Consider the following 12,047-nt stretch of genomic DNA (forward strand, 5'->3'; position numbering starts at 1 on the left):
TGTGCATTGCCGCGCCGGCATCGCCCCCCAACGCCCTCGGAACCTGTGCATCACCGCGCCGGCATCGCCCGCATCATCGCGGCCCACCGGCCGCACACCGCGTGGATCAGCCCTTCGCTGCCGCACTCAGAGCCGCCACCGCCGCGCGCCCCGCGATCAGGCCGCTGGCGTAGCACGCGGTCAGCAGGTAGCCGCCGGTCGGCGCCTCCCAGTCCAGCATCTCGCCGGCGCAGTACACGCCAGGCAATGCGCGCAGCTGCAGGTTCTCGTCCATCGCTTCCAGGCGCACGCCGCCGGCGCTGCTGATCGCCTCGGCGATCGGGCGCGCGCGCAGCAGGGTCAAGGGCAGACGTTTGATCGTCGCCGCGATTCGCGCCGGGTCCTGCTTGGCTTGCGCATCCAGCACCTCGTGCAGCAGCGCCGCCTTGACCCCGCTCAGGCCAGTCTGGCGGCGCAGGTGTTCGCTGAAGCTGCGGCCGGCGCGCGGACGCGCGAGTTCGGCCTGCAGTCGTTCGAGTTCGCGCCCGGGCGCCAGATCCAGCCACAGCATCGCGCTGCCGTCGCGCGCGATCGCTTCGCGCAGTTGCGCCGACAGCGCGTAGATCAGGCTGCCCTCGATGCCGTGTGCGCTGGCCACGCATTCGCCCTGCAGCGCATGTTCGCGGCCGTCGCCGTCGCGCCACTGCGCGATCACCGGTTTCAGCGGCGCGCCGGCGTTGCGCTGGACGAAGTGCTCGCTCCAGGCGATGTCGAAGCCGCAGTTCGAAGGCTGCAAGGGCGCGACGTCGACGCCGCGTTCGGCCAGCCACGGCGCCCAGGCACCGTCGGAACCCAGCTCCGGCCAACTGCCGCCGCCCAGCGCGAGCACGCTCGCGCGGGCGCGCACCCGGCGCTCGCCCTCGGGCGTGGCGAAGCGCAGCGCGCCGTCCTCGCTCCAGCCCAGCCAACGGTGCTGGACGTGGAAGCGCACCCCGTCCTCGCGCAGCCGCCGTACCCAGCCGCGCAGCAAGGGCGCGGCCTTGCGGTCGATCGGGAACACCCGATCGGAGCTGCCCACATAAGTGTCCACGCCCAGCCCGCGCGCCCACGCGCGTAAGGCGTCGGCGTCGAACGCGTCCAGCCAGCGCGCGATCTGCGGCGCGCGCTCGCGGTAGTGCGAGTCGAAAGCCGGGCGGGGCTCGGCGTGGGTGAGGTTGAGCCCGCCCTTGCCGGCGATCAGGAACTTGCGTCCGACCGAGCCCTTGGCTTCGTACAGATCGACCTCGACCCCGGCCGCGCGCGCGACCTCGGCCGCCATCAGGCCGGCGGGGCCGCCGCCGACGATGGCCAGGCCGGGCAGCGGAAGAGGGGCATCGGTCATCGGAGGTCGGACGGCGCCGTCGTGCACGGCGCGCCATTATGAAGGCGCCGCCGTGCATGCGCCGCTGCGGCCATGACCTCCGTGCCGGGTCGCCGACGCCGGCTTCGGGTATCGTCGGCCGCGATCATCACTGCCCGGGAGTTGCCGACGATGCGATCCAACCACCTCGGCGCGCGCGGCGCCGCTCTGCTGCTGGGCGCGCTGCTGGCCGGCAACGCGCCGGCGGCGACGTCGCAGGCGCCGGTAGCGCTGCCGGAGCAGTTGCAGGACTTCGACGCCTACGTCGAAGGCGTGCGCCAGCGCTTCGACGTGCCGGGGATCGCGGTGGCGATCGTCAAGGACGGCCGCATCGTGCTGGAGCGCGGCTACGGCCAGCGCCGCCTCGACCGCCCGGAGAAAGTCGACGCGCGCACCCTGTTCGCGATCGCCTCCAACACCAAGGCCTTCACCTCGGCCTCGCTGTCCATCCTGGCCGACGAAGGCAAGCTGAGCCTGGACGACCGTGTGATCGACCACCTGCCGTGGTTCCGCATGGCCGATCCCTACGTCACCCGCGAGATGCGCGTACGCGACCTGCTGGCGCACCGCAGCGGCCTGGGCCTGGGCGCGGGCGACCTGCTGTACTGGCCCGGCAGCGACTACAGCACGCTGGAAGTCGCCCAGCGCCTGCGCGACGTACCGCTCAGCGGCAGCTTTCGCGGCCAGTACGCCTACGACAACATCCTCTACGGCGTCGCCCAGCTGGTGATCGAACAGGCCAGCGGGCAGAGCTACGAACGCTTCCTGCGCGCACGCATTTTCGAACCCCTGGGCATGCGCGACACCCGCTACAACAGCGATGCGCTCAAGCCCGGCGACAACGTCGCCACCGGCTACGCCAAGGCCGACTTCAAGGACCTGCAACCGGCGCCGCGCATGGCCTGGGGCAACGTGTCCGGCGCCGGCGGCATCTACTCGAGCGTGCACGACATGAGCCAGTGGCTGCGCGCGCAACTCGCCGGCGGCACTTACACCGACGCCCAAGGCCAGGAACAGCGCTTGTTCAGCGCCGCGCGCCAGAAGGCGATGTGGTCGATCGTCACGCCGATGCCGATCAGCGAGCCCACGGTGCCGGAATTGGCGCCGGTGCGTCCGAATTTCCTCGGCTACGGCGAAGGCTGGCAGCTGTCGGACTACCGCGGCCGCAAACTGGTCTGGCACACCGGCGGCTGGCCGGGCATGGTCTCGCGCGTGACCCTGGTGCCCGAGCACAAGCTGGGCATCGTCGTGCTGACCAGCGCCGAGCTGCCGGGCGCGTTCCAGGCGGTGACGATGCGTGCGCTCGACGCCTACCTCGACGGCCCGAGCACCGACTGGACCGCCGCCTACGGCGCCGCGCTGGCCAAGTCGCAGGCCAAGGCCGACGACGACTGGAAGCAACACCAGGCCGCGCGCGCCGCCGACAGCAAGCCCTCGCTGGCGCTGGCCAAGTACGCCGCGACCTACCGCGATCCCTGGTACGGCGACGTGGTGGTCGAACAGCAGGGCGGCAAGCTGCGCATGCGCTTCGCGCGCAGCCGCGACCTGGTCGGCGAACTGCAGCACTGGCAGCACGACACCTTCCTGGTGCGTTGGGACCAGCGCTGGCTCAACGCCGACGCCTTCGTCGATTTCGCCCTCACCCCCGACGGCGCGGTGCGCGAAATGCGGATGGAAGCGGTGTCGCCGAATACCGATTTCAGTTTCGATTTCCAGGATCTGCGCCTGATGCCGGTGCCGGCGGCGGCGAAGCCCAAGAGCGGCGGTTGAGCGCGCGGACAGGGCGGGGCGCATCACCAACGGCACTGGGCCGCGCCGGCACGGCTGCTAAGCTCGAGGTCGCAAGAGGCGGCGCAACGGCGCCGCGCAGGCAAGGGAGAGAAGCATGAGCTGGTTGGCCATCGTGGTGATGATCGTCGCCGCCTATTTCGCGTTCAAGGTCGTCAAGTTCGCGTTCAAGCTGCTGCTGTGGGCCCTGGTGCTCGGCGCGCTGTATTGGGTCGTGGCGCCGCCGATGGGCTGGCCGCTGCCGTTCTGAGCGAGCGCGCCCCGCATGTCCTACGTCAGGTGTCTGCGCGGTCTGGGCTCGGGCGTCGAGTACCCAGCCGATATCCCGATGAACCTCGATCCGGTCGATGGCCGTCCGGTCGAGATGGTGCTGGATCTGGAGCGCCTGGCCGCTGAGCGGCCGGATGCGGCCTGGTACGAGCCGAAGCGCCGCGACCTGTGGCGCTTCGGCGCGCTGATGGCGCTGGACGCGGCCGATCCCGCCGATGCGCGCCACATCGTCGCCCTGGGCGAAGGCCATACGCCGCTGCTGGACTACGCCGCGCATCCGATCGCGCGCGCGGCCGGCATCGTGTTGCAGTTGAAGGACGAAGGCCGCGCCCATGCCGGTTTCGGCGCCAATCCTACCCAGAGCTTCAAGGACCGCGGCATGGCCATGGTCGCCGCGCAGGCGCGCCGGCTGGGCCTGAGCAAGCTCGCGGTGCCGACCCAGGGCAACGCCGGCGATTCGCTGCTGCGCTACGCCCTGGCCGGTGGTTTGTCGCTGGTCGTGGCGATGCCCGAAGACACGCCGATGCCGATCCTGGGCAACGTCGCCGCGGCCGCGCAGCGCCATCCGGATCGGGTGAAACTGGAACTGGTCGGACCGACCATCCGCGAAGCCGGCGCACTGCTGAAAGAACGTTACCTGGCGCAAGGCTATTTCTCGGTCGCGACCTTCCAGGAACCGGGCTGGCGCATCGAAGGCAAGAAATCGCTGGGCCTGGAACTGGCCGAACCCGCGCCCGGACAGACGCGCTGGTCGCTGCCCGATGCGGTGATCTATCCCACCGGCGGCGGCACCGGCGTGCTCGGCATGTGGAAGGCCTGGGACGAGTTGCAGGCGCTGGGCCTGATCGACAGCCGCCGCCCGCGCATGCTGTGCGTGCAGAGCGCGGCGACCCCGCCGCTGGTGCGTGCCTTCGACAGCGGCGCCGGCGACAGCACTGTGGTCGCGGCCGGCCAGACATTGGCCTATGGCCTCAACGTGCCCGGCGGCGTCGGCCACTTCCGCGTGCTCGAGATCCTGCGCGCCAGCGGCGGCGCCGCGGTCGCGGTCGAGGAAAGCGCGACCGCGGCCGAGTTCGCGCGGCTGTGGCGCGAGCCGATCGGCTCCGGCACGCCCGGATGGGTCGGGCCCGAGGGCGCGGCCTGCCTGGCGGCGCTGCCGCAGCTGATCGAACGCGGCCTGATCGCGCGCGGCCAGCGCGTGGTCGCGGTCAACACCGGCTCGGCGGAGAAGTACCTGCCGGAGCTGCGGCATCTGATCTGAACCCACCAACGCAGGAGCGAGCATGGACACCGACAACATCGAATGGTGGCAGGACACCCAGGACATCCAGCGCTGCGTGCGCGCGATCTATGCCTGCATCTCCGGCCCGGCCGGAGCGGCGCGCGACTGGGCGCGCTTCCGCTATCTGCAGCATCCGCGCGCACGCAGCCTGCGCACCGTGGTCGAGGCCGACGGCAGCACCCGGGCGGTGGTGTTCGACGTCGATAGCTACATCGCCGACGTCCAGGACTTCTTCGCCGGCAACGATTTCTACGAAGTCGAGATCGACCGCCGGGTCGAGCGTTTCGGTCAGGTCGCGCACGTGTGGAGTCTGTACGAGGCGCGCCCTGCCGCGGACTCGCCGGTGCTACTGAAGCGCGGGGCCAACAGTATCCAGTTGTGCCATGAGCATGGGCGCTGGTGGGTGTTCAGTACGGTTTGGGATAACGAGCGCGAGGGCTTGGCGTTCGATCTTTGGTAGTGGGCGGGCCGACTTGCCTTGGGGTAGGAGCGGCGTAAGCCGCGACCACGATCTCCGGCTGCTGCGTGAGTTTCGATGCTGATCGGCTTCGCTTTCTGCTTTCTGTGGGAGCGGCGTGAGCCGCGATCGCGAATTCCGTTCGCTGCGTTGGTTTCGCTACTTAAGTCAAAGGCTTCCGCCCGCTGCGCATGCGTGCCACTTTCTCTTGCCACCCGCCTTGGGGTAGGAGCGGCGTGAGCCGCGACCGCGACCATCGGCTACCGCGCTAGCTTCGATACGGATCGGCTTCGCTTTCTGCTTTCTGTGGGAGCGGCGTAAGCCGCGATCGCGAATTCCGGCTGCTTTGCTGGTTTCGTTCTTAAGCAACAGCTTCTGTGGGAGCGGCGTAAGCCGCGATCGCGAATTCCGGCTGCTTTGCTGGTTTCGTTCTTAAGCAACAGCTTCCGCCCGCTGCGCGTGCGGGTCACTTCTCTTGTCACTCGCCTTGGGGTAGGAGCGGCGTGAGCCGCGACCGCGAACTCCGGCTACCGCGCTGGCTTCGATTCGGATCGGCTTCGCTTTCTGCTTTCTGTGGGAGCGGCGTAAGCCGCGATCGCGAATTCCGGCTGCTTTGCTGGTTTCGTTCTTAAGCAACAGCTTCCGCCCGCTGCGCGTGCGGGTCACTTTCTCTTGCTAGCCCAAGAGAAAGTAACCAAAGAGAAGGGCTGTTTCTTGACAACCCTCCCTTGCGAGTTCGGAGCTGGCGCGGGGATTTTTCGAAGGAACATCCTGTTCCTCGAAAAACGGCGCGCGTCCTGCGCGCCGCCCTTCGGGTCTGAGTGGGGCTGGGCGAGTGCGGGGCATTGGATTTCAATGCCGGGGCAACGGCAACGGCAACGGCAACGGCAACGGCCAATGCAACCCAACGCCTGAAGCCAACTAGACGCCACTTTCGCAACACTGCGTGCGCCCTATGGCCTCGCAATCGCGCTCCGGCGCCCCCAGGCTGAAGGGATGCCGCTGAGGGCATGCCATCGCCGCGAGCGTCCATGATTCCGTTTTCCGTCCTCGACCTGGCCCCGGTCACCGAAGGCAGCGATGCCGGGCAGGCCTTCGCGCACAGCCTGGATCTGGCGCGGCATGCCGAACGTCTGGGCTACCGCCGCTACTGGTTGGCCGAACACCACAACATGCCGGGCATCGCCAGCGCCGCGACCGCGGTGTTGATCGGGCATATCGCCGGCGGCACTTCGACGATCCGGGTCGGCGCCGGCGGGATCATGCTGCCCAACCATTCGCCGCTGCAGGTGGCCGAGCAATTCGGCACCCTGGCGTCGCTGTATCCCGATCGCATCGACCTCGGCCTGGGTCGCGCGCCGGGCACCGATCAGGCCACCGCACGCGCGCTGCGCCGCTACTTCGACGGCGCCGACAGCTTCCCGCAGGACGTGGCCGAACTGTTGCATTACTTCGAACCGGTGCAAGCCGGCCAGGCGGTGCGCGCCGTGCCCGGCGCGGGACTGCGGGTACCGGTGTGGCTGCTGGGTTCGAGCACGTTCGGCGCGCGTCTGGCGGCGCAGCTGGGCCTGCCGTACGCGTTCGCCTCGCACTTCGCGCCCGATGCGATGGATGAAGCGCTGGCGATCTACCGGCGCGAGTTCCGGCCGTCGCCGCGTTGGGCGCAGCCGTATGCGCTGCTGGCCTTGAACGTGGTCGCCGCGCAGACCGACGCCGAAGCGCGGCGCCTGTTCACCACCCAGCAGCAGAGCTTCGTCAAACTGCGTCGCGGCCAGCCCGGCTTGATTCCGCCGCCGATCGACGACATCGACAGTTTCTGGACCCCGGTCGAGCGTGCCGGCGTGGAACGGGCGCTGGCCTGCGCGGTGGTCGGCGACCCCGACACGGTGCGCGATGGCATCGCCGCCTTCATCGACCGTCACCGTCCGGACGAGTTGATGCTGACCGCCAACGTCTACGAACACGCGGCGCGGCTGCGTTCGTTCGAGTTGGCGGCGCAGGCGCGCGCGCAGCTGGCCGGCTGAGCCGCGCAGGGCTAAGCCGCGCCGGAGAGCTGGTGAGGTTGGGCTGGCGTCAGCGCGAGCCGGGTACGTGCTCGCGCACGCCCAGCAGTTCGACTTCGAACACCATCGAGCCGTTGGGCGGAATCACCCCGCCGCCGGCACCGTCGGCGCCGTAGCCGTAGTCCGGCGGCACCATCAGGATGCGCTTGCCGCCCACGCGCATGCCGGCGACGCCTTCGTCCCAGCCGCGGATCACCCGGCCGGCGCCGAGCAGGAACGAGAACGGCTTGGCCCGGTCGACCGAGCTGTCGAACTTGCGCCCGTGCTTGTCGGGCGCGTTCTGGTCGTAGAGCCAGCCGGTGTAATGCACGCTCACGTCCTGGCCGCTGCGCGCGACCGCGCCGTCGCCGAGCTTGACGTCGGTCCATTCGAAACGCTCGACCCGGCCATGGCTCGGCGGCGGCGCCTCGTGGCGGCTGCAGGCGGAGAGCATCAAGGCGGCGAGCAGGCCGCAGACGGCGAGGGCGTGGCGCATCGGGTTCGTCCCTGAAGAGTCAGGCGACGAGGATAACGCGGATGCGCGCCGCCGCCGCCGGTTAGCGCCCGGACGAGGCGCGTCCGGGCGCGCTCAGTCGACCAGCGAGCCGCAGCTGAGGTTGGCGATCGCCCCGGTCATGGCGCCGGCGCGGTCGGAGGCGACGAAGGCCGCGTAGTCGGCGACCTGGGCCAGGGTCGGGAAGCGGCCGAGCAAGGTGCCGCTGTGCGCGCGCGCTTCCAGCATGGCGTCCACCGTAGCGCCGCTGCGGCGCGCATAGCCTTCGAATACCGCGCGTGCGTACGACACCGGCAGCGCCTCCGGGATCGCGTCCGGGCGCAGGCAGACCACGCGGATGCCGGCGCCGCCCAGTTCGGCGGCGAGCAGGCGCGAGAACGCTTCGATCGCCGCGCAGGTCGTGCCGTAGCCGAGGAAGCCGACTCCGCTCATGCGCGAGCCGGGCGTGGACAGGGTCAGGATCGCGCCGCCGCGAGGCATGTGCCGCGCCGCGGCCTGGGCGGTGATGAAGTTGCTGCGGCTGTAGTCGGCGATCGGCTGCAGGTAGTCCTGCAGCGAGAGTTCGGCGAAGGGCGTGCCCTGCACGTGCGCGATGCCGACCGCGTTGAGCGCGATGTCGATGGCGCCGGCGGTCTCGGCGACGGCGGCGGCATGGGCATCCACCGCGTTCTGGTCGAGCGCGTCGAGGATCGCGATCTCGGCCCGGCCGCCGGCGGCGACGATGTCGGCGGCGACGCGTTCGAGCTTGGCGCGGCTGCGCCCGGCCAGGTGCACCTGCGCACCCTCGCGGGCGAAGGCGCGGGCGACCGCGCCGCCGATGGCGCCGCCGCCGCCGTGGATCAGCGCGACTTTGTGTTCGAGCAACATGGTTCGGCTCCCTGGCTCAGGCGGGTGCGGTGGTTGCGGGATCGGACCGGTGCGATCAGTCCTGCGGAATCCGACGCTCGTACTCGGCCTCGATCTGCAGGTGCTTGGACCAGAAATGGCTGGGCTTGCGGCCTTCGAGCAGGTCCTGCAGCAGATCGAGGTGGCTGTGCCAGCCGCCGGCGACGCTGACCATCTCGGCGCGGTCGGGCAGGCGGCGGTGGGTGACCACCAGCAGCACGCGGTCGTTCTTGGGGATCAGTTCGAACACCACTTCCGAATCGCCGTCCCAGGTGTAGCTGAGCCGATGCGGCGGGTCGCAGTCGATCACCCGGCCTTCGCTGCGGTGCTCCTCATAAGCCGCGTATTTGGCCGGAGTCGGGTCGTCGTTGGTCAGTTCGGCATTGCGGAACAGGTGCTCGACGCGGCCGCCGGGCCGCAGCTCGATCTCGCCGGCGGCCATCCAGCTGCGGCGCTTCTCGGATTCGGTGAGATAGCTCCATAGCCGTTCGATCGGGCCGGGCATCAGGCGCTCGATGCGCACGGTGTCGGCAGCGGTGACTACGCCGTAATCGCTCATGGTGGGTCCTCCGGATCGGGTCGGTGGTGAACAGGTCAGTGGTAGGCAGGTTGGTTGTGGATCGGTCTAGACGGGAGCGAGCAGCTCGGCGAGCGACGCCAGCATGTGCTGCCACCCGGCCTCGCTGCGTTGCGCGTAGGGCGCGTACTCGGCCGCCATTTCGTGGGTGAGGGTGAGCTCGCAGCCGTCGCCGGCGGGCACCATCTCCAGAGTGATGCGGTCGCCGGGCGCGGCCGGGTCCAGCGACAGGGTGAACACCAGCCGGCGCGGGCGTTCGATTTCCAGATAGCGGCCGTAGTGGGCGGCGTCGCCGTCCGCGCGGGTTTCGATCACGGTGTAGCCGCCGCCGACGCGCGCATCGATCTCGAAGCGTTTCATGCGGCCGTTCTGGGTCGCGTACAGGAAGCGTGAGGCCAGGCGCGGGTCCAGCCAGGCGTCGAAGACGCGTTCGGCCGAAGCCCGGAAGCGGCGCACCACGCGGACGACGATGGGGGAGTCGGAGTTCATCGCTTGCTCCTGGGCTTGCGGGTCGCGGCGGCGGCGCGGTCTTCGGCCTGCAGCAGGGCGTCGAGGGCGTCGAGGCGTTCGTTCCAGAACCGCTCGTAGTGGCGCATCCACTCCATGCCGCCGTGCATCGGCCGCGCGTCGAGGCGGCACAGGTGGGTGCGGCCCTGGACCTCGCGCTGCACCAGGCCGGCGCGCTCCAGCACCTTGATGTGCTTGGACGCCGCGGCCAGCGACATCTCGAACGGGGCGGCGAGTTCGCCGACGCTGCAGGGCTGGCGCGACAGGCTGCGCAGCATCGCGCGCCGGGTCGGGTCGGCGAGGGCGTGGAAGACGGCGTCGAGCCGTTCGGGCTTATTGTCAACCATAGGGTTGAATATCTTCCGGGCCGGAGCGATTGTCAACCATTCGGTGAAATGATTCCTGGGTGTCGCCGCCGCCGCCGGGTCGCGCGAATCCGCGCGCATGGCCCCTAAATGCACGCGCCGACGTTGCTAACCATGGGACCGGGGGGACTAGATTCGGGACCATCCGTATGCCGCTCCAGACACGATCGGAGAAGCTGCATCGCGGCGCCAAGTCGCATCCGTGCCATTACGGAAAATACCGCGCCGTGGTGCTCGACAATGTCGATCCGCTGCGCCTGGGGCGGGTCCAGGTGCAGGTCCCGGACGTGCTCGGCGCCGGCGCGAGCCGCTGGGCCATGCCCTGCGTGCCCTTGGCCGGGCACCAGAGCGGGGTGTTCCTGCTGCCGCAGGCCGGCGCGCCGGTGTGGGTGGAGTTCGAACAGGGCGACGCCGAGCTGCCGATCTGGGTCGGCGGCTACTGGGTCGACGCCTCCGAACTGCCGCCGCTGGCGCATGCCGGCCTGGCGATCGCGCCCAGCCTGGTGCTGCAGACGCCCAGCCAGAACGCGATCGCGATCTCCGATCTGCCCGGGCCCGACGGCGGCATCCTGCTCAAGACCCAGGGCGGGGCGATGATCGCGATCAACGACGCCGGCATCACCATCAGCAACGGCCGTGGCGCCAGCATCGTGCTGACCGGGCCGATGGTGACGGTCAACGAAGGCGCGTTGACGGTGATATGAGCGATGCCTGCCGCGTCCGCCGCCGCTAACGGGAGCCGCGTATGCCCGGCGCGCTGATGCATCTGGGAGCGGCGGTGACCTGCGCGCACGGCGGGCCGGCCACGCCGACCTCGCCCTACAGCCGCGTGACCTTGTCCGGGCGCGCGGTAGTCACGGTCGCCGGGTCCTACACCGTCGCCTACTGCAACCTGCCCAGTGCGGCCGCTGCGTTGCGCTGCGTGGCCGGGCAGTGGCTGTCGGGCACCACCCGGGTCTTCGCCGGCGGGCGCGCGCTCGCGCTCGATACCAGCCTCTCGCTGTGCGTACCCAACGGCGCGCCGCTGGTGGTGCTGGATTGCCAGACCCGGGTCAGCGCGGTCTAGCCGCGCTCAGTTCGCGGCCCCGGCTTCGGCCGCCTGGAGCGCGCGCAAGGCCTGCGCGGTGGCGGCATCGGCGGGAAAGAAAGCTTCGATCGCGAGTTCCGCCAAGGTCACGTCCAGCGGCGTGCCGAACACGGTGGTGGTGCTGATGTAGGCGTGCTCGCCGCCATCGGCGCTGCGCAGCCGCAGCGGTATCGCGACGCTGAGCGTGCTCGGCAGCTCGACTTCGCCGGCGTCGGCGCAGGGGTAGGCGGCGAGTTCGTCGTGCAATTCGCTCAGCACCGGATCGCCGGTGGCGTCGGCCTGGTGACGCAGACGGTGCAGCAGGTGCGCGCGCCACTGCGCCTGGTTGACGATCAGCGGCGCCAGCCCCTGCGGATGCAGGCTCAGGCGCAGCACGTTGACCGGCGGCTGCAGCAGTTCGGCGGGTATGCCCACCAGCAGGCGTTCGACCGCGCGATTGGCCGCGAGCAGGTTCCAGTGGCGGTCGATGGCCAGCGCAGGGTAGGGCTCGTGCCCATGCAGCACCAGTTGGATCGCTTCGTGGGCTTCGTGCAGCGCGGGGTCGTCGAGCGAGCGCTGCGCGTACATCGGCGCCAGGCCGGCTGCGGTCATCAGCTGATTGCGTTCGCGCAGCGGCACGTCCAGCCGGTCGGCCAGACGCAGCAGCATCGCCCGGCTCGGCAGCGAGCGTCCGGTCTCGATGAAGCTGACGTGGCGGGTGGAGATCTCGGCCATGCCGGCCAGATCCAGCTGGGTCAGGCGCCGGCGCTGGCGCCAGTCGCGCAATTGTTCGCCTACGGGTCGGGTCGCGTTCATGGCCGAACCATAGCCCAGCGCGGCGATGCGTGGGATTACCCCACAGGTAATCGACCGGCGGCCGGCCGCGCGTTGAGATGGATTCGAATCCAAACCGACC

At 70.0% G+C, this 12,047-nt stretch carries 14 protein-coding genes; 7 read left to right on the plus strand and 7 right to left on the minus strand.

Going from position 1 to position 12,047, the window contains the following annotated elements:
• Positions 1-106 precede the first annotated feature (106 nt).
• Positions 107-1,360 carry a TIGR03862 family flavoprotein gene (locus ASE10_RS12300; RefSeq protein ID WP_055906073.1) on the minus strand — a complete coding sequence of 418 codons (1,254 nt, stop codon included), beginning with the start codon at positions 1,358-1,360 and terminating at the stop codon, positions 107-109.
• A gap of 150 nt (positions 1,361-1,510) precedes the next feature.
• On the opposite strand from ASE10_RS12300, the gene ASE10_RS12305 reads away from it, so the two are divergent.
• The 5 genes from ASE10_RS12305 (at position 1,511) to ASE10_RS12320 (ending at position 7,199) form a co-directional block, all read left to right on the plus strand.
• Positions 1,511-3,148, plus strand: coding sequence for a serine hydrolase (locus ASE10_RS12305; RefSeq protein WP_056305622.1), 1,638 nt, complete (start codon positions 1,511-1,513; stop codon positions 3,146-3,148).
• A gap of 115 nt (positions 3,149-3,263) precedes the next feature.
• Positions 3,264-3,416, plus strand: a complete 153-nt coding sequence (locus tag ASE10_RS20225; protein ID WP_156087750.1) for a hypothetical protein — start codon at positions 3,264-3,266, stop codon at positions 3,414-3,416.
• A gap of 15 nt (positions 3,417-3,431) precedes the next feature.
• A complete protein-coding gene (locus ASE10_RS12310) occupies positions 3,432-4,697 on the plus strand; it encodes a threonine synthase (RefSeq protein ID WP_056305318.1) in 1,266 nt (421 codons plus the stop codon).
• A gap of 22 nt (positions 4,698-4,719) precedes the next feature.
• Positions 4,720-5,178: a hypothetical protein gene (locus tag ASE10_RS12315; protein ID WP_055906079.1), complete on the plus strand. Its 459-nt coding sequence runs from the start codon at positions 4,720-4,722 to the stop codon at positions 5,176-5,178.
• Positions 5,179-6,206: 1,028 nt separating this feature from the next.
• Positions 6,207-7,199, plus strand: coding sequence for an LLM class flavin-dependent oxidoreductase (locus ASE10_RS12320; protein ID WP_055906083.1), 993 nt, complete (start codon positions 6,207-6,209; stop codon positions 7,197-7,199).
• Between the two features lie 49 nt (positions 7,200-7,248).
• On the opposite strand, the gene ASE10_RS12325 is transcribed toward ASE10_RS12320, so the two are convergent.
• The 5 genes from ASE10_RS12325 to ASE10_RS12345 all read right to left on the minus strand — a co-directional run bounded on the left by ASE10_RS12325 (position 7,249) and on the right by ASE10_RS12345 (position 10,047).
• Positions 7,249-7,713, minus strand: coding sequence for an FKBP-type peptidyl-prolyl cis-trans isomerase (locus ASE10_RS12325; protein WP_056102019.1), 465 nt, complete (start codon positions 7,711-7,713; stop codon positions 7,249-7,251).
• Positions 7,714-7,806: 93 nt separating this feature from the next.
• Positions 7,807-8,598: an SDR family oxidoreductase gene (locus tag ASE10_RS12330; RefSeq protein WP_056305320.1), complete on the minus strand. Its 792-nt coding sequence runs from the start codon at positions 8,596-8,598 to the stop codon at positions 7,807-7,809.
• Positions 8,599-8,653: 55 nt separating this feature from the next.
• The gene (locus tag ASE10_RS12335) at positions 8,654-9,175 is read right to left on the minus strand and encodes an SRPBCC family protein (protein ID WP_056305322.1); all 522 of its coding nucleotides are present in this window, start codon (positions 9,173-9,175) and stop codon (positions 8,654-8,656) included.
• Positions 9,176-9,241: 66 nt separating this feature from the next.
• A complete protein-coding gene (locus ASE10_RS12340) occupies positions 9,242-9,682 on the minus strand; it encodes an SRPBCC family protein (RefSeq protein ID WP_056305324.1) in 441 nt (146 codons plus the stop codon).
• Entirely contained in the window at positions 9,679-10,047 is a 369-nt protein-coding gene (locus tag ASE10_RS12345; protein WP_056305326.1) for a metalloregulator ArsR/SmtB family transcription factor, read from the minus strand. Before ASE10_RS12345 ends, ASE10_RS12340 begins: the two co-directional genes overlap by 4 nt.
• 167 nt (positions 10,048-10,214) lie before the next feature.
• On the opposite strand from ASE10_RS12345, the gene ASE10_RS12350 reads away from it, so the two are divergent.
• A complete protein-coding gene (locus ASE10_RS12350) occupies positions 10,215-10,769 on the plus strand; it encodes a phage baseplate assembly protein V (RefSeq protein WP_056102035.1) in 555 nt (184 codons plus the stop codon).
• Between the two features lie 41 nt (positions 10,770-10,810).
• Positions 10,811-11,131, plus strand: a complete 321-nt coding sequence (locus ASE10_RS12355; protein WP_056305329.1) for a hypothetical protein — start codon at positions 10,811-10,813, stop codon at positions 11,129-11,131.
• Positions 11,132-11,137: 6 nt separating this feature from the next.
• Here the strand turns inward: ASE10_RS12355 and ASE10_RS12360 are convergent, their stop codons facing one another.
• The gene (locus tag ASE10_RS12360; RefSeq protein WP_056102038.1) at positions 11,138-11,947 is read right to left on the minus strand and encodes a helix-turn-helix transcriptional regulator; all 810 of its coding nucleotides are present in this window, start codon (positions 11,945-11,947) and stop codon (positions 11,138-11,140) included.
• Between the last annotated feature and the right edge of the window lie 100 nt (positions 11,948-12,047).

Origin of the sequence: Lysobacter sp. Root76 (genome assembly GCF_001428685.1) — a bacterium.
Taxonomy (GTDB): domain Bacteria; phylum Pseudomonadota; class Gammaproteobacteria; order Xanthomonadales; family Xanthomonadaceae; genus Lysobacter.